The sequence below is a fragment of the Shewanella sp. Koi 1 genome, from assembly GCF_052907445.1.
Map to the genome: position 1 here is coordinate 1,742,582 of NZ_JBREJM010000001.1, position 21,634 is coordinate 1,764,215.

Below are 21,634 nucleotides of genomic sequence, written 5' to 3' on the forward strand. Positions count from 1 at the left end.
TTTAGCTGATTAATACTAGAACAAATTTGCGACAATCGCGTAACATTTTTGTGGTCATTGACAGTAAAGAAGGATGATTTTGTTAGTGATAAATAACAAAGTGTGATCTTGTTCTCACTTTGGTTTGTGGGGCACTCGTTTACAGCTCATTGACTTTTACTCTAACTTGCGAAGAGTGATGTGCCTTTATGGGGATTTTTATTTTTGGTCAGGCGTTTATTCATTGAGATTTTTGTCACATAATACTCAACACAATTGAAAACTATTATCGTTACCAGTCATAAAGCTTGATCTAGGTAAAGTTATTAGAGCCATCGCTCAGTTACAATGGGCGCAGTTTTTCAAGCTGAAGCTGTTACAAGGTGAAATAGGTAATGAAGTTAAGCGAACTCAGTCCCGGTGACCGTGGCATTATTTCTGAAATCGGGCGTTTAGATCTGCCGCAGACAGTGAAGCGTAAATTATTATCCATGGGCATCACCCCAAATACACGATTTTCGTTGATCCGCAGAGCGCCTATGGGCTCTGGTTTAGAGTTGGATATTCGTGGCAGTAAGCTTTGTATGCGCAGAGACCTGGCAGACATCATAGAGGTGGAAAAGGCGAATGACTAAGCAGTTTCATTGCGTCACTGTTGGTAACCCAAACGCGGGAAAATCAACACTCTTTAACGCGCTAACCGGCGCGAATCAGCAAGTGGGCAACTGGTCCGGTGTGACCGTTGAGAAAAAAACCGGTCATTTTACCCTTAATGGCGCCGACGTTTACTTAACCGACTTACCTGGCATTTACGATTTACTCCCCGCGGGTAACAGTTGTGATTGTTCCCTTGATGAGCAGATTGCTCAGCAGTATCTCGCCGAACAACGTGTCGATGGCATCATTAACTTAGTCGATGCGACCAATATTGAGCGTCACCTCTATTTGACGGCACAGCTTCGTGAGCTGTCGATCCCTATGGTAGTGGTATTGAATAAAATCGATGCGGCTATCAAGCGTGGGATCCGTGTCGATTTAAAGAAAATGAGCCAAGAGTTAGGTTGCCCTGTGATTGGCGTGTGTTCTCGCGACCCTGCCGATGTGGCCAAAGTGCAAGCGCAGGTATTGGACTTACTCCAAGGCCGCGTATCCGAAGCGCCTCTACTACTCGATTACGACGAACAGATTGAAGCGGGCGTGCAACTCCTTTGCAGTAAAGACCCCAACTTAAGCCGTGGCCGCGCTTTAGCGATGCTGGGTAACGGTTCTGGTTGTGGCAGCTGCAAAAATGCTGAGCTACAGGATGAAGTTAGCACTTGCACCGAGCAAATTGCGCAGCAAGGGCATGACATCGAAGTGATGGTCGCTACGACGCGTTTTAACTTTGTTGAACGTGTGTTTCAAGGTTCCGTTAAGACCGATGGTTTCCTCACGCTGAGCGATAAACTCGATAAATTAGTCTTACATCCCGTGCTTGGCATTCCGGTGTTCTTATTTGTCATGTATTTGATGTTTATGTTCAGCATCAACATCGGCAGTGCGTTTATCGATTTCTTCGATGTGTTTGTTGGGGCATTGCTGGTCGATCATTTTGGTGCATTCCTTGGCAATATGGGCGCGCCGGCATGGCTTGTAACGATTCTCGCGGGTGGTGTCGGTCAAGGTATTCAAACTGTTTCTACTTTTATTCCGGTTATCGCAGCGCTATTTCTCGGTTTATCTATCCTTGAAAGCTCAGGCTATATGGCCCGCGCGGCCTTCGTGGTGGATGGCTTAATGCGCCGTATTGGCCTACCAGGTAAAGCCTTCGTACCTATGATTGTGGGCTTTGGTTGTTCGGTTCCTGCCATTATGGCAACCCGTACCTTAGGCAGTGAGCGTGAGCGTATCGTGACAGGTATGATGGCGCCCTTTATGTCCTGCGGTGCGCGTTTACCTGTGTATGCGCTATTTGCGGCGGCGTTCTTCCCTGACTCTGGTCAAAACCTGGTGTTTTTACTGTATGTGATTGGGATTTTTGCGGCGATTGGTACAGGATTATTACTGCGTAGCACCTTATTACCGGGCACGAGCAGTGCGGTGGTGATGGAGCTGCCAAGCTATGAACTGCCTAAATTTAAAGCCGTGATGGTACGTACTGGTAAGCGGACGAAGAGCTTTATTCTTGGTGCGGGTAAAACCATCGTGCTTGTGGTGACACTGCTTAACTTTATCAACGCGATTGGCGTCGATGGCACCTTCGGCCATGAAGATAGCCAAGCCTCACTTTTGAGTGTGGCGAGCCAAAAAGTGACACCTATCTTTGCTCCGATGGGTATTGAGCAAGAGAACTGGCCTGCGACTGTGGGTATTATTACGGGTATTTTCGCTAAAGAAGCCGTGGTTGGAACTCTCAATAGCTTATATACCAATGCGGCTCCTGAGGATGGTGAATTAACCCCCTTAGCCGATAGTTTCAATGAAGCACTAGCGACGATTCCTGCAAACTTGTTCGGTTTAGATTTGGAAGATCCGCTTAAGTTATCTGTGGGTGATGTGTCCAGCACCGACGTTGCCGCAGAGGCGCAAGGTGTAGCAACGTCAACCTTTAGTGCGTTACAGTCAGGCTTTACCACTACGGTGGCTGCGTTCTCTTATCTGCTGTTTATCTTACTCTATACGCCGTGTGTTGCTGCTATGGGTGCCTTGGTACATGAGTTTGGCAGCCGCTGGGCAACGTTTGCGGCAACTTGGACATTCTCACTGGCCTACGGCAGTGCAACTATTGCCTATCAAGCGGCGACCTTTAGCGCGCATCCGGTGCAATCGAGTTTGTGGATTGGTTTCTTCCTCGGAGCGCTCGTGGTGTTCTATCTGTGGCTTAAACGTAAAGGGCGCAGAACCCAACAGATCATCCCTGGCATTAGGATTATTACCGAGTAATCGTAGAGTAATAAATGTCAGCTTAGTGATGACAAAGGTAAAAGCAGCTTTCATGGCTGCTTTTATTGTTTTACTATCCATGCCATAACCCTAGTTTTTTATACTGGGCATTGTAACTGGCCGAGATCTGTAGGATCATGCGGGTTTTGTTAAAATTGCCATTGTTCGCAAAGAGGAATTCCATGAGTCATGTGGACACTGAAGTACGTCCGAGTAACTTTATCCGTAATATCATTGATGAGGATCTGAAAAGCGGTAAGCACACCAGTGTGCAGACGCGTTTTCCTCCCGAGCCAAATGGTTATTTGCATATAGGTCATGCTAAGTCTATCTGTTTGAACTTCGGCATCGCGCGCGATTACCAAGGCCTTTGTAATTTACGTTTTGATGATACCAATCCTGAAAAAGAAGACATCGATTATGTGAATTCTATTCAGGCGGATGTGCGTTGGTTGGGATTCCAGTGGGATGGTGAAGTCCGTTATTCCTCTAACTATTTCGACCAATTACACCAATACGCTGTTGAGTTGATCAACAAAGGCTTAGCCTATGTGTGTTTCCTCAATGCCGATGAAACCCGTGAATACCGCGGCACCTTAAAAGAGCCGGGTAAAAACAGCCCGTACCGTGATACTTCCGTTGAAGAAAACCTGCAATTATTTGAAAAAATGCGTAAGGGTGAATTCAAAGAAGGTGAGTGTGCATTGCGTGCCAAAATCGACATGGCATCGCCTTTCATGTGTATGCGCGATCCGGTGATTTACCGTATTCGTTTCGCTCACCATCATCAAACGGGTGACAAGTGGTGCATTTACCCAATGTACGACTTCACTCACTGTATTTCGGATGCGCTGGAGCATATTACTCACTCGTTATGTACGCTTGAGTTCCAAGACAACCGTCGTCTTTACGATTGGGTTCTCGACAATTTAGATGATTTCCAAGCGCCGAACCGTACTCGTCAGTACGAGTTTTCTCGCTTAAATCTTGAATATACGCTGATGTCTAAGCGTAAATTAAATGACTTAGTGACACGTAAGTTAGTTTCTGGATGGGATGACCCACGTATGCCAACGATTGCTGGCCTGCGTCGTCGTGGTTATACCCCGGCGTCTATCCGCGAGTTTTGCCAACGTATTGGTATCACTAAGCAAGAAAACATGATTGAAGCGGCGATGCTCGATGCCTGCATCCGTGAAGAGCTCAACGAACATGCGCCACGTGCGATGGCCGTACTGCGCCCATTAAAAGTCGTGATTGAGAACTACCCAGAAGGTCAAATCGAGACGATTCAAGCGGCTTCTCACCCAAGTGATGAAAGCATGGGCACACGTGAACTTGCCTTTGGCCGTGAACTGTATATCGATGTGGCGGATTTCAGAGAAGAAGCCAATAAGCAATACAAACGTCTGGTGATGGGTAAAGAAGTGCGTCTGCGTAACGCTTATGTGATTAAGGCTGAGCGTTGTGACAAAGACAGCGACGGCAATATCACCACGGTTTACTGTAGCTACGATGCAGATACCTTGGGTAAAAACCCTGCCGATGGTCGCAAGGTAAAAGGCGTAATCCATTGGGTGGAGGCGACTACGGCTAAACCTGCTGAATTCCGTTTATACCAACGTTTGTTCACGGATCCAAATCCAGCAGCAGCAGAGACAGTGGATGAAGTGCTTAATCCTAACTCACTTGAAGTGGTGAATGGTTTAGTTGAAGCCAGTCTTGTGAATGCGCCAGCGGAAAAAGCATATCAGTTTGAGCGTGAAGGTTATTTCTGTGCTGACAATAAAGACTCATCAGCCGAGCATTTAGTCTTTAACCTAACGGTTGCACTGCGTGACTCGTTTGAATAGCAAGTTGTTGGCCGCGATAATCTCTGTCGCAACTGACTAACAGTCAACTGCAGTAAAGCATAAAAAGGCCCTTAGGGTTTTCAAGCTAAGGGCCTTTTCTGTTTTACAACTTTTCGTTTTCAACACGTCAATTTGCCACTATCAATTTGTCACTATCTGTATTTCAAGCCGTTTGCGCCTGAGTGCGGATTAATACCTTATTGGTACATAGGACCAAAGCCAATGCTCCAGAGGATAACGCTGGTGGCCATTAAACCGACCAAGAGCACTAAACCGGCAGTGACCATAGAGCTGGCGTAAATAAAGCCTTTCTCTTCAGGGATATTCATAATGATGGGCACACCAGCGTATAGCAGATAAACCGAGTAGGCCAATCCTACCAACCCAACAATCATAATAAACCAGAGCACAGGGTAGAGCGCCGCCAGACCGACCATAAATAGAGGCGTTGCGGTGTAGGATGCGAGCTCTAACGCTTGGGTGAAGGTAGGCTGGGCATCGAAGGTTTTTGCCATCCAGTAGGCTAAATAGGCGAGGGCAAACACACCAGCAATCAGACCAAAGTACATTCCGACGGACATAAACATGGCGCTTTGTGGTGTGAGATAAATCGGATCACCCGAACCCGGATTCCAACCAATATATGCGGTGGCGATAAAACTACAGACAGCCGGAATGAGTGCGATGAGAATAACGTGACTTAAACTACTTTTGAGTGCCTCGTGATTCTTCTCAATCGCGTGCCACTCTTGTTTTGGATGAGTGTATAACCCCATTAAGTGATTCAGTATCATTATAATTATCCTTGTTTAGCATTGATGATGGCTCGCCAAACGTCAGACGAGCTGACAACAGCTCTACAATCAGGGTTAAACGCTCTCCTATCCCTTAACGCCCGACTGCGTACACTCCGAATTGAGACGCGGTGTGATCAGGATCTCAGTTCTTAAGGTGTAGATTATTTATTGAACAAAAAGTTCATCTAGTCAAGTTTACTGCGGTGTAAAGCTATAGCTTGTCGATAATTACGCGTAAAATATGACGATATTTTTTACTGATTTTGAGTGATCCCATGCAGCAATTATTGGCACCTGTTCATGCGTTTCTTCGTTGTGAGACGCCGCAAACTTGGATTGATATGGCAAGAGCCTCTGCCTCGTTAGATGAACTCTTAATCGACCATTGTAATTGTGAGCTAAAAGCGGCGCAGACTGCGATGTTCTTATTGAGGCGATACGCATTAGATAAAGACAGCGGGCAATCGCTATTGGCGTGGGCAAAACCCTATGAGGAATTTGTTTATCACAAGGATCGCGATATCGAGCAGTTTTTGGCTCGCGACGTTAAAAAGAACGAGCTGGTTGCCAATCTACAGCCGAATCAGCATTTTGCCTTTGCTCAGGATCTTATTCCGCCACTCATTCGTTTGATAAAAGAAGAATTCCATCATTTTGAGCAAGTGCTGGAGTTGATGCACGCACGGCACATTCCGTATCGCAATATTCGTGCCGGGCGTTACGCAAAGGGCATGATGAGCCACGTGACCACCCATGAGAAGGATATTCTGCGGGATAAGTTGATTGTGGGTGCGTACATTGAGGCGCGCTCCTGTGAGCGCTTTGCCAAATTAGCGCCTTACTTGGATGCAGAGTTAAGTAAGTTTTATGTGTCCTTACTGCGCTCTGAGGCGCGTCATTTTGAGGATTATCTTAAGCTGGCGCAGCTCGTTTCAACGGAAGATATTACTGAGCGGGTGGCTTATTTGGGCGAGAGGGAAGCTGAATTAATTATCGCGCCCGATGACGAGTTTCATTTCCACAGTGGTCAACCCTTAGTTGCCTAGTGGCAATAACCCTCAGTTGCCTAGTGGCAATACAAGTAGCGGCCTCAACCATATTCAGGTATGAGGCCTAAGCGGTTCGATGTATTAATGGTGAAGACACTATCGTTTCTTAGCTGGCGTCGAAGGGCAGGCTTTTTAAATCTACGCCGTCGGCGCTGACCACCAACACACTGCCTTGCTCGTACCAATCACCGACCACAATACGTTTACAGCCATGAGTTAAGTTGTGGATGGCGGGTCTGTGGGTATGACCGTGGATCATCTGTTTGCAGTGAGTCTGGGCAAATAATGCATCCACCGCACTCGGTTCCACATCCATGATGACATAGCTTTTTTGTTGATTGCTGCTCTGACTATTGCTGCGGATCTTATTGGCAATCGCTTGACGTTTTCTCTTCGGCAAACAGCTATAAAGCCAACGGGCGAAGGCAAAACTGCGTAATTTACGAAAGCGTTGGTAGGCTTTATCTAAGGTGCACAAGCTATCGCCGTGCAAGATAACTGTATTAACACCATAGAGATCTAAGCAAGTGACTTCGGGCAACATTTGCATACCCGCAGCATCGGCAAATTGCTTGCCTAACATAAAGTCACGATTTCCGTGAATAAAGTAGATGGGCAATCTCTGGGAGATTTGTTTGAGCTTGCGCGCTAATTCGAGGGCAAAAGGCGCGGCTAAATCGTCACCGACCCATACCTCAAATAAATCCCCCAGAATGTAGAGGGCATCGGCATCATCAAGTTCTGTATCGAGGAAACGATTAAAGGCTTGGGTGATATCGAGGCGATCGGCACTTAAGTGCAGATCGCCAATAAATAAGGTCCGCATCCTAGGGAATTAGGCCGCACTTACTTTTTCAATCACAACCGCTTCTAATGGCACATCTTGGTGCATGCCACGGTTACCAGTGCTGACAGCTTTGATTTTTTCAACGATGTCCATGCCTTCAACCACTTCACCAAATACGCAGTAACCCCAGCCTTGCATGCTTTCAGATTTGAAATCGAGGAAGGTGTTATCGTTTACGTTGATGAAGAACTGAGCCGTCGCTGAGTGTGGATCAGAAGTACGCGCCATCGCGATAGTACCGGTACGGTTTGATAAACCGTTGTTGGCTTCGTTTTTCACTGGCTCATGGCAACGTTTTTGGCTCATTTCAGTGGTGAAGCCACCACCTTGGATCATAAAGCCGTCAATTACACGGTGGAAAATGGTGCCGTCGAAGAAACCTTCGTCAACATATTTCATAAAGTTTGCCACGGTCAGCGGTGCTTTTTCGGCGTTCAGTTGCAGTTTAATGTCGCCAAAATTAGTGTGTAATGTGATCATGTTTTCATACTCTCAGTAAATAGTGGCGCGATTCTAACTTATCTCGGATTGCACGCAAAGTGCAGTATTCAAAACCCTCGTCAGCGTGGTAGACTGACCCCTTGATTTTACACTCGAATCTATCATTGAAGAGAATGCCGATGTTGAAGATTTACAACAGTATTACCCGCCAAAAACAGGAATTTAAGCCAATTACTCCCGGAAAAGTTGGGATGTATGTATGCGGGGTGACCGTATACGATCTGTGTCATATTGGCCATGGGCGTACTTTTGTTTCCTTCGATATGATCGTTCGTTACCTGCGTTACGCGGGTTATGAAGTGAATTTTCAACGTAACATCACCGATATTGATGACAAAATCATCAAACGCGCCAACGAAAACCAAGAAGATTGCAATACATTAACCGATCGCTTGATTGGTGAAATGCACAAGGATTTCGATGCGCTGAATATGATCCGTCCCGATTTCGAACCGCGTGCTACTCTGCACATTGCCGAAATCATCGATATGGTTGAGCGCTTACTGGCCCGTGGTCATGCCTATGTGGCAGCCGATGGCGATGTGCTATTCAGTGTGGCCTCATTCCCTGAGTACGGCCGTCTGTCCGGTCAGAACTTAGAGCAATTACAGGCGGGCGCACGGGTTGAGATTGACGATAACAAGCAAAATCCAATGGATTTCGTGCTATGGAAAATGTCTAAACCGGGCGAGCCAACATGGGAATCGCCATGGGGTCCGGGCCGTCCAGGCTGGCATATCGAATGTTCGGCAATGAACAGTAAGCACTTAGGTCTGCATTTTGATATTCACGGTGGCGGTTCAGATTTACAATTTCCTCACCATGAGAACGAAATTGCTCAGTCTTGCTGCGCCCATGATACGCCGTACGTGAATTACTGGATGCACACAGGCATGGTGATGGTTGACCGCGAGAAGATGTCCAAGTCTCTAGGTAACTTCTTCACTATTCGTGATGTATTAGGCCATTACGACGCTGAAACTGTGCGTTACTTCCTGCTATCGGGTCACTACCGTAGCCAGATTAACTACTCAGAAGAAAACCTCAAGCAGGCGCGTGCCGCCTTAGAGCGTTTATACACTGCGATTAAAGATGTTGACCTGACGGTAGCGCCTGCACCAGCTGAAGAGTTTGTCGCTAAGTTTAAAGCGGCAATGGATGATGACTTTAATACGCCAGAAGCTTACTCAGTGCTGTTTGATATGGTACGTGAAATCAACCGTTTGAAAACCACTGATATGGCGCAGGCTTCTGCTATGGCCGTTGCCATGAAGCAACTGGCCGATGTGTTGGGATTATTGCATCAAGCGCCCGATGCCTTCTTTAAAGGCGAGGGGAGCGATGATGAAGTGGCAGAGATTGAAGCGCTGATCGTTGAGCGTAATCGTGCCCGCGCCGAGAAAGATTGGCCTGCGGCTGATGTTGCGCGTAATCGTTTAAATGAGCTTGGTGTGGTTTTAGAAGATGGTCCAAGCGGTACGACTTGGCGTAAGAAATAGGTTGTCGTAAGAAATAATCCCATCGCTTAAGTTTGATTCGTAGCGATAATAAAAAACCTGCCAATGGCAGGTTTTTTTATGGTCTCACGTATTTGATTAAGCTCATGTTATTGCGTTACCGGCTACTGAGCTTAGATGGCTAAATCGCAGGTTTAAATGCTGCGATTTGCGCCATAACTTACGCCATAACTTAAGCCATTATCTACGCGATGGCGAAGCACATTAGTCGTGATATTGCTCTGCCGCATACAGGGTATTTTCAAGTAGGCTGGCAATCGTCATAGGGCCGACACCACCTGGGACTGGGGTGATAAAGCTGGCGTTTTGCGCCGCGACATCATATTGCACGTCGCCCACTAAGGTGCCGTTTTCTAAGCGGTTAATACCCACATCGATAACAATGGCGCCCGGTTTAATCCATTCACCTGGGATAAAGCCAGGTTTACCCACGGCTACCACGACTAAATCGGCCTGACGGATTTTTTGTTCGAGATTTTTCGTAAAGCGATGGCATGTGGTTGTGGTGCAGCCCGCAAGCAATAGCTCAAGTGTCATTGGGCGGCCGACAATGTTTGATGCGCCTACCACAACGGCATCTAATCCATAGGTATCGACACCCGTTGATTTGATTAAAGTCATGATCCCCATGGGGGTGCATGAACGTAATACGGGGATGCGCTGGGCTAAACGGCCAACGTTATAGGGGTGGAAACCGTCGACATCTTTATCGGGACGAATACGCTCGATCACTTTAGAGTCTTCGATATGCGCAGGTAGAGGGAGCTGCACTAAGATACCGTCGATCGTCGGATCATCATTGAGTTCGTCGATAAGGGCTAATAATGCTTCTTCGGTATAACTGGTATCGAGATCGTAAGAGCGAGAAATAAATCCCACTTCTTCACAGGCTTTACGTTTACTACCAACATAAACCTGAGAAGCGGGGTCGGCTCCCACGAGAATGACGGCTAAACCTGGTACGCGTTGTCCTGCCTCTTTGCGGGCAGTTACTTTTTCGCGAAGTTGTGTGCGGATGGATTGAGCAATCGCCTTGCCGTCGATTATTTGGGCTGTCATGGGTGTAGGATATCCTTTATATGGGCGATGGTGAAAACTGTCGTTAACACAGAGAGTGGCAATCGCGGCTATTTTAACAGGGCGTTGCGGGTGTGTCATGGTGAAAGCCGCGGCGAAATGGATAAAAACAGGCGTATTCGCCTGATAATTCAGCATCTAGTTTGAATGCTTAAAAAAATCGTTGACGGGTGCAAAGTGAGGGGCTAAGATGCGCTCCGTTCTCAAGCAGATGTGCTCATTTGCTCTGAAAACAATGATTATCGGTGATTAGCGCAGTCCGGTAGCGCATCTGGTTTGGGACCAGAGGGTCAGAGGTTCGAATCCTCTATCACCGACCACTTTAATATTATTGGCTCATGATTATTCAGTTAATTTGAGCGGGTAATAGCGGATAACCTAAGTCAGTTATCCCACGTAGGTTAGGATACAGCAGAGTCTGTAAACCATGCGCCCGTAGCTCAGTTGGATAGAGCATCCGCCTTCTAAGCGGATGGTCGCAGGTTCGAATCCTGCCGGGCGTGCCAGTTTCAGTGGTGATTGTAGCTCAGTTGGTAGAGTCCCGGATTGTGATTCCGGTTGTCGTGGGTTCGAGCCCCATCAGTCACCCCATTTTTAAGTACTTTGAGTACAAAATAAAAAAAGCGACCTCTGGTCGCTTTTTTTATACCCTAGATTCGGCCGTAGAGGCTCGACTCTGCACAAAACGGTGGCTATAATGTCGCGTCTTGATAGATATCAACTAACAGCGACCTGTGCCGAAAGCCAATAGTGGTGGGCATTGTAGTCAAATTTAATGATCAAGAAACGAATACCTGAATAGTTGATGACTCGACTATTACAAAGGACGTTAGACAAATTTCGAGGTAAAACAATGCAAGTTTCTGTTGAAGCAACCCAAGGCCTAGAGCGTCGCCTGACCATTTCTGTTCCTGCTGAACAAATTGAAAAACTGGTTAAAGACAGTTTACAACGTGAAGCTAAGCGTGCTCGTATCCCAGGTTTCCGTCCTGGCAAAGTGCCTGTTACTGTAATCAACAAACGTTATGGCGCCGCTATTCGTCAAGACATCACTGGTGAAGTGATGCAACGTAACTTTATCGAAGCGATCATCGCTGAGAAATTAAACCCAGCTGGCGCACCCACTTTCGTACCTGGTGCGACTGACGGTGAAAAATTCGAATTCGTAGCGACTTTCGAAATCTACCCAGAAGTCGAGCTGAAAGGTTTAGATGCAATCGAAGTAGAACAACCAAAAGCGTCTGTAACCGATGCTGACGTAGACAGCATGATCGAAACCTTACGTAAGCAACACGCGACTTTCGCAGCGGTTGAGCGTGAAGCGGCTGATGGCGACAAAGTGAAAATGAACTTCGTTGGTTCAGTTGACGGTGTTGAATTCGAAGGCGGTAAAGCTGATGATTTCGAACTGCAATTAGGCAGCGGCCGTATGATCCCTGGTTTCGAAGCGGGTATCTTAGGTCACAAAGCGGGTGAAGAATTCGTTATCGACGTGACTTTCCCAGAAGAATATCACGCTGAAAACTTAAAAGGTAAAGCAGCTAAGTTTGCTATCACGTTAACTGAAGTGTTAGCGGCTAACTTACCAGAAGTAAACGATGAGTTTGCAGCATTATTCGGAATCAGCGAAGGCGGCTTAGAAGCTCTGAAAACTGAAATCCGTAAAAACATGAACCGTGAACTTGAGCAAGCGTTAAAAGCAAACGTGAAAGAGCAAGTGATCACTGGTTTATTAGCCAACAACGACATCGAACTGCCAAAAGCACTGATCGATGGCGAAGTTAACGTACTGCGCCAACAAGCGATGCAACGTTTCGGCGGTCAAACGGCTAACATGCCAGAACTGCCAGCTGAATTATTCACTGAGCAAGCGGCTCGTCGCGTGAAAATCGGTCTGTTATTAGGCGAAGTTATCAAGACTAACGAGCTGAAAGCTGAAGATGAGCGTGTACAAGCGTTAATCGCTTCTATGGCTTCTGCTTACGAAGATCCAAGTGAAGTTGTTGCGTATTACAACAGCAACAAAGAGCTGATGCAAAACATGCGCAACGTTGCGCTTGAAGAGCAAGCTGTTGAAGCACTGCTGAAAACTGCCAAAGTGACCGAAAAAGAAGTCGCTTTTGAAGAATTTATGAACAAGGCTACAGGTCGCGCATAAGCTAAGCTTGACTTGATTGGCAGTTCGCCATTTATAATGGCTCGTATGAGGCTCCTCATGCGAGCCATTTTTATTTAGGGAAACGAATAATGCATAATGCGTCAGACATACAAAGTGCTTTAGTGCCTATGGTGATCGAACAGACGGCTAAGGGTGAACGCTCATTCGATATTTATTCTCGTCTGTTAAAAGAGCGGATTATCTTTTTAGTGGGTCAAGTTGAAGAGCATATGGCGAATCTGATTGTGGCGCAGTTGCTATTCCTCGAGTCAGAAAGCCCAGATAAAGATATCTTCTTATATATCAACTCACCCGGTGGCTCAGTCACTGCGGGTATGGCGATTTACGATACCATGCAGTTTATTAAGCCGAACGTCAGCACTGTGTGTATTGGTCAAGCGGCCAGCATGGGCGCGTTTTTATTAGCCGGTGGTGAAAAGGGCAAGCGTTTCTGCTTACCTAACTCTCGCGTGATGATCCACCAACCACTGGGTGGATTCCAAGGTCAGGCTTCTGATATCGCTATTCATGCCCAAGAGATCTTAGGCATCAAGCATAAACTGAACCTGATGTTGTCAGAGCACACTGGCCAGCCACTCGAAGTGATTGAACGTGATACCGATCGCGACAACTTCATGAGTGCGACTCAAGCTGTTGAATATGGTTTAGTTGACGCAGTGATGACTAAACGCGGCTGATTTTTACTTTTGACTGGGCTATGCTCTATTAAGCAAAGCCCAGTAAAGGGTTAGCAAGTTTAAGACAAGCAGTAGAGCAGACTGCAAATGAGGTAATTAATGGGCGACAACAAAAATAATGGTGACAGCGGTAAATTGCTGTACTGCTCTTTTTGCGGTAAGAGCCAGCATGAAGTCAGAAAACTGATTGCAGGCCCATCAGTATACGTATGCGACGAATGTGTTGAATTATGCAACGACATCATTCGTGAAGAGATTAAAGAAATCTCCCCTAAGCGTGATAATGATAAATTGCCAACGCCACATGAGTTGCGTGCGCATTTAGACGATTATGTGATTGGTCAGGACAGAGCCAAGAAAGTGCTGTCTGTCGCTGTATACAATCACTATAAGCGCCTGAGAAATTCTTCTCCTAAAGATGGCGTAGAATTAGGCAAGAGTAACATTCTGCTGATTGGTCCAACGGGCAGTGGTAAGACACTGCTGGCAGAAACGTTGGCGCGCTCATTGAATGTCCCATTTACTATGGCGGACGCCACCACCTTAACCGAAGCGGGTTATGTGGGTGAAGACGTTGAAAACATCATTCAAAAGCTGCTGCAAAAGTGCGATTACGATGTTGAAAAGGCACAGCGCGGTATCGTCTATATCGACGAAATCGACAAAATCAGCCGTAAATCGGATAACCCGTCGATTACCCGTGACGTATCGGGTGAAGGCGTACAGCAAGCGTTGCTGAAGCTTATTGAAGGTACGGTTGCCGCGGTTCCACCTCAAGGTGGTCGTAAGCATCCGCAGCAAGAGTTTTTACAGGTAGATACCTCTAAGATCCTGTTTATCTGTGGTGGTGCTTTTGCTGGCCTTGAAAAAGTGATTGAACAGCGTGCTCACGTCGGTTCAGGCATCGGTTTCGGTGCGCAGGTCAAGGGTGAGAAAGATAAGGCAACGATTTCGCAAACCTTATCTCAAGTCGAACCCGAGGACTTAGTTAAATACGGCTTGATCCCTGAGTTTATCGGTCGTCTGCCCGTTGTAGCGACGCTGACCGAGCTGGACGAAGAAGCATTAGTGCAAATTCTGTCTGAGCCTAAAAACGCGCTGACAAAACAATACAACGCGCTGTTTGAGATGGAAGGGGTTGAGCTAGAGTTCCGCGAAGATGCGCTCAAAGCGATTGCACATAAAGCCATGTCACGCAAAACCGGTGCCCGTGGTCTACGTTCAATCGTTGAAGGTATCTTACTCGATACTATGTACGATATTCCTTCGATTGAGGGCGTGGTGAAGGCGGTTGTCGATGAATCAGTGGTGAATGGTGAGTCTGCACCAATCCTGATTTACGAGCGCAACGAAGCGCAAGCTGCCTCTGGCGAGCAATAATTGTACTGATTGCTAATAATCTGAAAATCAAGGAGTCCATCGGGCTCCTTTTTTTATTTTGCCCATTGAAACCCACTAAAGCGCCCCAATATACTCCTTAACTAATCCCTTTCATCTAAACGGAATCGAACTGACCTTAGAGCGTGAAGCGCATATCGAACTCCCCGTGCTACCACTGAGAGATGTGGTGGTCTATCCCCATATGGTAATTCCGTTGTTCGTTGGCCGAGAAAAATCGATTCGTTGTCTCGAAACGGCAATGGCCCAGGATAAGCAAATTATTTTAGTCGCTCAGCGTGACGCTGAGTTAGACGAGCCGACCAAAGACGATATCTTTGAAGTCGGTACAGTGGCGTCTATTCTGCAACTGCTTAAACTGCCTGACGGTACGGTAAAAGTACTGGTCGAAGGTGGTCGTCGCGCCCGTATTACCCGTTATACCCAAGAAGTAGATTTCTTTGTGGCTAAGGCGGAGTATCTAGAATCTGAGCCTTTAGAAGATAAAGAAGAGGAAGTCTTGGTTCGCAGCGCGATTGGCCAGTTTGAAGGCTATATCAAGCTCAACAAGAAGATCCCGCCTGAAGTCTTAACCTCGCTCTCGGGCATCGATGAAGCGGCGCGCCTTGCCGATACTATGGCGGCCCACATGCCACTCAAGCTTGAGGACAAACAGTCCGTGCTGGAGATGACTAACGTCGGTGAGCGTCTGGAATATTTAATGGCGATGATGGAGTCGGAAATTGACCTGCTACAGGTCGAGAAACGTATCCGTACCCGCGTTAAAAAACAGATGGAAAAGAGCCAGCGTGAGTATTATCTGAACGAGCAGATGAAAGCCATCCAAAAAGAATTGGGTGACTTAGACGAAGGCCACGACGAGTTTGAAGTCTTAAATCGTAAGATTGAAGAAGCCAACATGCCAAGTGATGCCAAAGAGAAGGCCGTCGCTGAGCTCAATAAATTACGCATGATGTCACCTATGTCTGCCGAAGCGACCGTGGTTCGCAGCTACGTGGATTGGATGACCTCAGTGCCTTGGAGCCAACGCTCTAAAATCAAACGTGATTTAGCCAAAGCCCAAGAAGTACTGGATACCGACCACTATGGTCTAGAAAAGGTCAAGGACCGTATTCTGGAATACTTGGCAGTGCAGAGCCGTGTGCGTCAACTTAAAGGGCCTATCCTGTGCTTAGTCGGCCCACCAGGGGTAGGTAAAACCTCATTAGGTCAATCGATTGCGAAAGCAACCGGTCGTAAGTATGTGCGTGTTGCCTTAGGCGGTGTGCGTGATGAAGCGGAAATCCGTGGTCATCGCCGTACTTACATTGGCTCAATGCCGGGTAAAGTCATTCAAAAGATGGCTAAAGTGGGCGTGAAAAACCCCTTATTCCTGCTCGATGAAATCGACAAAATGAGCTCGGATATGCGTGGCGACCCAGCGTCAGCACTGTTAGAGGTGCTTGATCCTGAACAAAACGCGACCTTTAACGACCATTACCTCGAAGTCGACTACGACTTATCCGATGTGATGTTCGTGGCGACCTCGAACTCGATGAATATTCCAGGTCCACTTCTGGACCGTATGGAAGTCATTCGTCTGTCGGGTTACACCGAAGATGAGAAGCTCAATATTGCTAAGCAGCATTTACTGACCAAGCAAATCGAGCGTAACGGTCTTAAAGCGAACGAAATTCATATCGAAGACAGTGCAATCGTCGGCATTATCCGCTACTACACCCGTGAAGCTGGTGTGCGTGCACTAGAGCGTGAATTGTCGAAGATCTGCCGCAAGGTCGTGAAAATGATCCTGCTGGATAAATCCATCAAGTCAGTCACGGTGACCGCGGACAATCTCAAGTCTTTCCTCGGTGTGCAACGTTTTGATTATGGTAAGGCGGAGTCGAACAACCAAATCGGTCAAGTCACAGGTTTGGCGTGGACCGAAGTGGGTGGCGATCTGCTCACCATTGAAGCGACATCAGTGCCAGGCAAAGGTAAGTTGACCTATACAGGCTCACTTGGCGATGTGATGCAAGAGTCGATTCAAGCGGCAATGACGGTCGTACGTGCCCGTGCGGAACAATTAGGTATCAACGGCGACTTTTATGAGAAGCGTGATATCCATGTTCACGTGCCAGAAGGGGCGACGCCAAAAGATGGTCCATCTGCGGGCGCGGCAATGTGTACCGCATTAGTGTCTAGCTTAACGGGTAATCCTGTGCGCGCCGATGTGGCGATGACGGGTGAAATTACCTTACGCGGAGAAGTGTTACCTATCGGCGGTTTAAAAGAAAAACTGCTCGCGGCACACCGTGGTGGCATTAAATTGGTACTTATTCCAAAAGAAAACGAGCGTGATCTGGAAGAAATTCCTGCCAATGTGATTGCCGATTTGGAAATTCGTCCCGTGCGTTGGGTCGACGAAGTGTTAAAACTGGCGCTGGAAAGACCGGTTGAAGGCTTCGAAGTGGTTAAAAACTTGGCATAACGCAAGAAAATGCGCTATCACGCTAAAAAAAATGAAAAAAGGGGCTTAACAAAGCGCAGACCTGTGGTAGCCTAGGTCTGTGGAGAGTCGGTTGCTCCAAGCCCTTGGCGCAACTGGCTTTGAGCTGTATCCAGTTTTATTTCTTTGGTTTTCGAACTCAGCTTGAACTTTGAATTCAAGCTTGTTATAAAAGCCTCCGCAGACCGCTCTAGAGACGGATTTGGTTGCGGCGCAAAAAAATTACATTCAAGGGGATGACATGAACAAATCTGAACTAATCGAGAAAATCGCTTCTGGTGCTGACATTTCTAAAGCCGCTGCTGGCCGTGCACTGGATTCTTTTATCGCTGCTGTGACCGAAGGTCTGAAAGAAGGCGATAAAATTTCTCTTGTTGGTTTTGGTACTTTTGAAGTGCGTGAACGTGCTGAGCGTACTGGTCGCAACCCACAAACGGGTCAAGAAATCAAAATCGCAGCAGCAAAAATTCCAGCATTCAAAGCTGGTAAAGCTCTGAAAGACGCTGTCAATTAATTTTTGATATCGTAGCCTTTGTAAGGCGTTCGTAATGATAAGCACTGTTTAAACAGTGCTTTTTACGAATTGAAAGTAATGGATTTTGAAGCACAATTTCTACCATTACTCGGGGTTTTAGTACTTACCAGTGGTAGCGTCTGAATAATCCCCATAAATTACAGAAAGGCGCATCTCAAATTGATGCGCCTTTTTATTTTGTTAATCGCAACGAGCGAGAAATCTGATGTTAGAAAAGATCCGCGACGGTTCGCAAGGCGTGATTGCTAAAGGCATTCTCGTACTTGTGATTTTATCTTTTGCATTTGCAGGCGTAAGTAGCTATCTAGGCTCAAAATCGGACGTCCCTGCCGCAGAAGTCAACGGTGACAAAATCACTAAAGCCGAGTTAGAGCAGGCCTATCAGAGCGAACGCGCTCGTATGGAGCAACAACTGGGCGAAATGTTTGCTGCGTTATCTGCCGACGAAAGATACCTAGAAAGCATCAAGCAGAGCGTACTCGAACGTTTAGTGGCCGATAAATTGATTGACCAAGCTGCCGCCGCGATGGGGCTACGTGTGTCTGACGAACAAATTATCACGGCGATTAAATCAGAACCCGCTTTCCAAACCGATGGCAAATTCGATAACGACCGTTATCAGGCGATTTTGCGTCAGTTAGGCTATCAGCCACAAACCTTCAGAAGCATGATGCGTGTCGATATGACTCGTCGTCAGTTAACTGCGGCGTTAGTGGGCACTGAATTCGTACTACCTGGTGAAGCTAAGCAACTAGCTGAGCTGCAAGGTCAAACTCGCGACATTCGCTACTTAGTCGTGGATTCTGCGCCATTCCTTGCTAATGCCTCTGTGACAGACGAGCAAGTTAAAAACTACTACGACACTAACCAAGGCCAGTTTATGAGCCCTGAGAAGGTGAGCTTAGAGTACGTTGAGTTAAACGCGGCTGATTTTGCTAAAGACAGCAAAGTTACCGATGAAGAAGCTCAGGCTTACTACGATGAACACAAGACGCAATATGTGTCTAACGAGAAACGTTTAGCGGCGCACATTCTCATTGGCCCAGGCAGCGATGAAGCGGCGGCGAAAGCCAAGGCTGAAGATTTAGCTAAGCAGCTAGATAACGGTGCTGATTTTGCCGAGTTAGCCAAAGCCAATTCTGAAGATACCTTAAGTGCGGAGCAGGGCGGTAAATTAGACTGGTTTGAACCCGGTGTAATGGACCCAAGCTTTGATACTGCACTGTTTGCACTGCAAAAAGGTCAGCATTCAGCGGTCGTGAAAACGGATTTTGGTTTCCACATCATCAAATTGTTAGACGTTCAGCCTGGTACAACAGTGCCATTTGCCGATGTCAAAACGAAGATTGTGGCTCAGTTGCAAGAGAAAAAAGCGGTCGATCAATTCTATAGCTTACAGAGCAAACTGGCTGATACCAGCTACGAAGTGCCTGATACTTTAGCCGAAACCGCGAAAGTGGTTGGCGTTGAGATTAAGACTACGCCAATGTTCTCACGCGATGATGTGCCAGCGGCATTGAACAAGCCTGACGTAGTTAAAGCCGCATTCTCTGACACGGTTTTACGCCAAGGTCTAAACAGTGAAGTCATTGAACTTGAGCCAAACCATGTTGTGGTTATCCGTATGAAGGAACATCACGATGCGGGCACTATGCCATTAGCCGAAGTGAAGGCCGACATCGCTGAGCGTTTGAAGCAAGATCAAGCGAACGAAGCGGCACGTGCTAAAGCGCAAGAGCTGATGACCCAAGTTAAAGCGGGTGCGACGGATGTGACTCTAACGGCTAAGACTAAACTGGGCCGTGGCGCACAAGATGTAGATGCAGCCATTGTGGGCAAAGCCTTCCAAATGCCGACGCCGAGTGCTGCACCTGTGGTTGACACTGTTGGTTTAGCCAATGGCTACGCTGTGATTGCACTGGATAAAGTGAACGCGGCAGAGTCAGTTAGCGATGAGTTAGTCAATGCGCTGAAACAACGCTTAAATGCACAATACAGCGAAGCGGATTACCGCGGTCTGATTGAGTCACTGAAAGCGAATGCGAAAGTTCATTATCCTGTAGAAGGTTAATGGCAATAAGGGATAACTGAGCTTATCCCTTATTTTTGCGAAGCAAAAACTGCTTTCGCGATGCAAATAGAAAAAGGCCAAGTGTTTACTTGGCCTTTTTGTTTGTCTTGAACCCGCGTTATCAAACGATAAGTGCGCTATTTCTGCCGCTTAATCATCCACGCCAATCATCACGCAGCTGGCTTTAATGAGTGCATAAGCCGAATCACCTACCTTCAAGTTTAAACGCTCACAGGATGCTTTAGTGACGACAGAGGTTAACACTACGCCCGGTGCCAGTTCGATAGTGACTTCGTTGTTTACAGAGCCAATTTCGATAGCGGTAATAGTGCCACTCAGGGTATTACGTGCACTGATTTTCATTCTTTGTCCTTAGTTTGTGTTGAATGGTCATGCTAGTTTAGCCTATCGTACGGCATTTGCGGCAAATAAAAACACCACCCGAGGGTGGCGCTTTATCGTGATTATTCAATCAATTCGATTGCAGCTCGATCACATCGAACTCAACGTATGGATTCACATCTGCATCGTAGTCGATGCCTTCGATGCCAAAGCCGAACAGTTTGATAAACTCGGCTTTATATTCTTGATAATCGGTCAGCTCTGACAGATTTTCAGTGGTCACTTGTGGCCACAGATCACGGCAATGCTGCTGGATATCTTCGCGCAGCTCCCAATCGTCTAAACGCAGACGGTTGTCGCTGTCGGTTTCTGGTTTTGCACCATCGGCACGGAACAGACGCTCGCTGAACATGCGATAGATTTGCTCCATACAGCCTTCGTGCAGGCCTTCTTGGCGCATCTTCTTAAATACCATTGCAATATACAGTGGCATCACAGGGATGGCAGAGCTGGCTTGAGTCACAACGCTCTTCAGCACGGCAACGTTAGCGCTACCGCCTTTGGCCGCGAGTTTATCATTTAGGGCTTTAGCTGCGCGGTCTAAGTCCATCTTGGCTTGACCTAATGCGCCGTGCCAGTAGATTGGCCAGGTTAACTCAGTACCGATATAGCTGTAGGCTACGGTTTTGCAGTTATCGCTTAATACACCAGCCTCGGCAAGTGCGTTAATCCACAGTTCCCAATCTTGACCGCCCATCACAGTGACAGTATCGGCAATTTCTTGCTCAGTCGCAGGCTCTACGGTGGCTTCGATAATGCAGTCTTTGTTGGTATCAACGGCGGTCGCTGTATACACTTCACCGATTGGCTTGAGCGCAGAACGCACTAGCTCACCAGAGTCAGGCAGTTTGCGCACGGGTGATGCTAATGAGTAGACCACCATGTCGACTTGACCTAAATCTTGCTTGATAAGGTCGATAACTTTTTGCTTAGCTTCATGGCTGAAGGCATCGCAGTTGATGCTCTTAGAGTACAGACCTTCAGCTTTGGCAAACTTGTCGAAAGCGGCAGAGTTGTACCAGCCCGCGGTACCAGGTTTGGCTTCAGTACCCGGCTTTTCGAAGAACACACCAATAGTTGCAGCGTCGCTACCGAAGGCGGCGGCAATGCGTGAAGACAGGCCATAACCACTTGATGAACCAACAACAAGTACTTTCTTCGGACCGTTGGCGATTTTGCCTTTGGCTTTGGTTAAAGCAATTTGTTCTTGAACGTTAGCTTCACAACCAACGGGATGAGTTGTGGTACAAATGAATCCACGAATTTTGGGTTTGATAATCATGTTTAAGCTTCTTCTATCAAAATGACCAATAGGATAAATACTTCGGCGGCTAAATGGCAT

17 protein-coding genes and 3 tRNA genes are annotated in these 21,634 nt (G+C 47.1%); 14 read left to right on the forward strand and 6 right to left on the reverse strand.

What is annotated here, in order from left to right; genetic code table 11:
* Nucleotides 1-374: 374 nt before the first annotated feature.
* From ACUZ8J_RS07615 to glnS, 3 genes are all read left to right on the forward strand, one after another.
* The gene (locus tag ACUZ8J_RS07615) at nucleotides 375-614 is read left to right on the forward strand and encodes a FeoA family protein (RefSeq protein WP_011623257.1); all 240 of its coding nucleotides are present in this window, start codon (nucleotides 375-377) and stop codon (nucleotides 612-614) included.
* Nucleotides 607-2,901, forward strand: a complete 2,295-nt coding sequence (gene feoB / locus ACUZ8J_RS07620) for a Fe(2+) transporter permease subunit FeoB (protein ID WP_446693504.1) — start codon at nucleotides 607-609, stop codon at nucleotides 2,899-2,901. The genes ACUZ8J_RS07615 and feoB overlap by 8 nt, the downstream gene beginning before the upstream one ends.
* A 182-nt stretch (nucleotides 2,902-3,083) precedes the next feature.
* Nucleotides 3,084-4,754 (forward strand): glutamine--tRNA ligase, encoded by a 1,671-nt coding sequence (gene glnS / locus ACUZ8J_RS07625; protein ID WP_249555796.1) that lies wholly within the window; start codon nucleotides 3,084-3,086, stop codon nucleotides 4,752-4,754.
* Between the two features lie 197 nt (nucleotides 4,755-4,951).
* Here the strand turns inward: glnS and ACUZ8J_RS07630 are convergent, their stop codons facing one another.
* The gene (locus tag ACUZ8J_RS07630; protein ID WP_011626606.1) at nucleotides 4,952-5,548 is read right to left on the reverse strand and encodes a Yip1 family protein; all 597 of its coding nucleotides are present in this window, start codon (nucleotides 5,546-5,548) and stop codon (nucleotides 4,952-4,954) included.
* Between the two features lie 278 nt (nucleotides 5,549-5,826).
* Here ACUZ8J_RS07630 and miaE point away from each other — a divergent pair, with 278 nt between their 5' ends.
* The gene (miaE, locus tag ACUZ8J_RS07635) at nucleotides 5,827-6,597 is read left to right on the forward strand and encodes a tRNA isopentenyl-2-thiomethyl-A-37 hydroxylase MiaE (protein WP_086902628.1); all 771 of its coding nucleotides are present in this window, start codon (nucleotides 5,827-5,829) and stop codon (nucleotides 6,595-6,597) included.
* Between the two features lie 109 nt (nucleotides 6,598-6,706).
* Here the strand turns inward: miaE and ACUZ8J_RS07640 are convergent, their stop codons facing one another.
* Both ACUZ8J_RS07640 and ACUZ8J_RS07645 read right to left on the reverse strand, forming a co-directional pair.
* Nucleotides 6,707-7,426, reverse strand: coding sequence for a UDP-2,3-diacylglucosamine diphosphatase (locus tag ACUZ8J_RS07640; RefSeq protein WP_446693505.1), 720 nt, complete (start codon nucleotides 7,424-7,426; stop codon nucleotides 6,707-6,709).
* A 9-nt stretch (nucleotides 7,427-7,435) separates the two neighbouring features.
* Nucleotides 7,436-7,927, reverse strand: coding sequence for a peptidylprolyl isomerase (locus ACUZ8J_RS07645; RefSeq protein WP_011626603.1), 492 nt, complete (start codon nucleotides 7,925-7,927; stop codon nucleotides 7,436-7,438).
* 140 nt (nucleotides 7,928-8,067) lie between these two features.
* On the opposite strand from ACUZ8J_RS07645, the gene cysS reads away from it, so the two are divergent.
* Nucleotides 8,068-9,447, forward strand: a complete 1,380-nt coding sequence (gene cysS, locus ACUZ8J_RS07650) for a cysteine--tRNA ligase (RefSeq protein ID WP_374917544.1) — start codon at nucleotides 8,068-8,070, stop codon at nucleotides 9,445-9,447.
* Nucleotides 9,448-9,669: 222 nt separating this feature from the next.
* On the opposite strand, the gene folD is transcribed toward cysS, so the two are convergent.
* Nucleotides 9,670-10,524 (reverse strand): bifunctional methylenetetrahydrofolate dehydrogenase/methenyltetrahydrofolate cyclohydrolase FolD, encoded by an 855-nt coding sequence (gene folD, locus ACUZ8J_RS07655; RefSeq protein ID WP_011623249.1) that lies wholly within the window; start codon nucleotides 10,522-10,524, stop codon nucleotides 9,670-9,672.
* Nucleotides 10,525-10,785: 261 nt separating this feature from the next.
* On the opposite strand from folD, the gene ACUZ8J_RS07660 reads away from it, so the two are divergent.
* The 9 genes from ACUZ8J_RS07660 (at nucleotide 10,786) to ppiD (ending at nucleotide 19,890) form a co-directional block, all read left to right on the forward strand.
* A tRNA-Pro gene (locus ACUZ8J_RS07660) sits at nucleotides 10,786-10,862 on the forward strand.
* A 109-nt stretch (nucleotides 10,863-10,971) separates the two neighbouring features.
* Nucleotides 10,972-11,048, forward strand: a tRNA-Arg gene (locus ACUZ8J_RS07665).
* A gap of 9 nt (nucleotides 11,049-11,057) precedes the next feature.
* A tRNA-His gene (locus tag ACUZ8J_RS07670) sits at nucleotides 11,058-11,133 on the forward strand.
* 262 nt (nucleotides 11,134-11,395) lie between these two features.
* Nucleotides 11,396-12,700 (forward strand): trigger factor, encoded by a 1,305-nt coding sequence (gene tig / locus ACUZ8J_RS07675; RefSeq protein ID WP_446693506.1) that lies wholly within the window; start codon nucleotides 11,396-11,398, stop codon nucleotides 12,698-12,700.
* Nucleotides 12,701-12,789: 89 nt separating this feature from the next.
* Nucleotides 12,790-13,398: an ATP-dependent Clp endopeptidase proteolytic subunit ClpP gene (gene clpP, locus ACUZ8J_RS07680; RefSeq protein ID WP_011717550.1), complete on the forward strand. Its 609-nt coding sequence runs from the start codon at nucleotides 12,790-12,792 to the stop codon at nucleotides 13,396-13,398.
* 99 nt (nucleotides 13,399-13,497) lie between these two features.
* A complete protein-coding gene (gene clpX, locus ACUZ8J_RS07685; RefSeq protein ID WP_011717549.1) occupies nucleotides 13,498-14,778 on the forward strand; it encodes an ATP-dependent protease ATP-binding subunit ClpX in 1,281 nt (426 codons plus the stop codon).
* Nucleotides 14,779-14,908: 130 nt separating this feature from the next.
* Nucleotides 14,909-17,266, forward strand: a complete 2,358-nt coding sequence (lon, locus tag ACUZ8J_RS07690) for an endopeptidase La (protein ID WP_088210741.1) — start codon at nucleotides 14,909-14,911, stop codon at nucleotides 17,264-17,266.
* Between the two features lie 259 nt (nucleotides 17,267-17,525).
* Nucleotides 17,526-17,798, forward strand: a complete 273-nt coding sequence (hupB, locus tag ACUZ8J_RS07695; protein ID WP_011717547.1) for a nucleoid-associated protein HU-beta — start codon at nucleotides 17,526-17,528, stop codon at nucleotides 17,796-17,798.
* A 226-nt stretch (nucleotides 17,799-18,024) separates the two neighbouring features.
* Complete coding sequence (gene ppiD / locus ACUZ8J_RS07700) at nucleotides 18,025-19,890, forward strand: peptidylprolyl isomerase (RefSeq protein ID WP_109285618.1); 1,866 nt, start codon at nucleotides 18,025-18,027, stop codon at nucleotides 19,888-19,890.
* A 150-nt stretch (nucleotides 19,891-20,040) separates the two neighbouring features.
* Here the strand turns inward: ppiD and ACUZ8J_RS07705 are convergent, their stop codons facing one another.
* Entirely contained in the window at nucleotides 20,041-20,253 is a 213-nt protein-coding gene (locus ACUZ8J_RS07705; RefSeq protein ID WP_446693507.1) for a TOBE domain-containing protein, read from the reverse strand.
* Between the two features lie 109 nt (nucleotides 20,254-20,362).
* Entirely contained in the window at nucleotides 20,363-21,574 is a 1,212-nt protein-coding gene (gene fabV, locus ACUZ8J_RS07710) for an enoyl-ACP reductase FabV (RefSeq protein ID WP_446693508.1), read from the reverse strand.
* Nucleotides 21,575-21,634: the final 60 nt, after the last annotated feature.

Coding starts and splice junctions, on each gene's coding strand:
- ACUZ8J_RS07615 (WP_011623257.1), top strand. CDS start 375: ATGAAGTTAAGCGAACTCAGTCCCGGTGACCGTGGCATTATTTCTGAA.
- feoB (WP_446693504.1), top strand. CDS start 607: ATGACTAAGCAGTTTCATTGCGTCACTGTTGGTAACCCAAACGCGGGA.
- glnS (WP_249555796.1), top strand. CDS start 3,084: ATGAGTCATGTGGACACTGAAGTACGTCCGAGTAACTTTATCCGTAAT.
- ACUZ8J_RS07630 (WP_011626606.1), bottom strand. CDS start 5,548: ATGATACTGAATCACTTAATGGGGTTATACACTCATCCAAAACAAGAG.
- miaE (WP_086902628.1), top strand. CDS start 5,827: ATGCAGCAATTATTGGCACCTGTTCATGCGTTTCTTCGTTGTGAGACG.
- ACUZ8J_RS07640 (WP_446693505.1), bottom strand. CDS start 7,426: ATGCGGACCTTATTTATTGGCGATCTGCACTTAAGTGCCGATCGCCTC.
- ACUZ8J_RS07645 (WP_011626603.1), bottom strand. CDS start 7,927: ATGATCACATTACACACTAATTTTGGCGACATTAAACTGCAACTGAAC.
- cysS (WP_374917544.1), top strand. CDS start 8,068: ATGTTGAAGATTTACAACAGTATTACCCGCCAAAAACAGGAATTTAAG.
- folD (WP_011623249.1), bottom strand. CDS start 10,524: ATGACAGCCCAAATAATCGACGGCAAGGCGATTGCTCAATCCATCCGC.
- tig (WP_446693506.1), top strand. CDS start 11,396: ATGCAAGTTTCTGTTGAAGCAACCCAAGGCCTAGAGCGTCGCCTGACC.
- clpP (WP_011717550.1), top strand. CDS start 12,790: ATGCATAATGCGTCAGACATACAAAGTGCTTTAGTGCCTATGGTGATC.
- clpX (WP_011717549.1), top strand. CDS start 13,498: ATGGGCGACAACAAAAATAATGGTGACAGCGGTAAATTGCTGTACTGC.
- hupB (WP_011717547.1), top strand. CDS start 17,526: ATGAACAAATCTGAACTAATCGAGAAAATCGCTTCTGGTGCTGACATT.
- ppiD (WP_109285618.1), top strand. CDS start 18,025: ATGTTAGAAAAGATCCGCGACGGTTCGCAAGGCGTGATTGCTAAAGGC.
- ACUZ8J_RS07705 (WP_446693507.1), bottom strand. CDS start 20,253: ATGAAAATCAGTGCACGTAATACCCTGAGTGGCACTATTACCGCTATC.
- fabV (WP_446693508.1), bottom strand. CDS start 21,574: ATGATTATCAAACCCAAAATTCGTGGATTCATTTGTACCACAACTCAT.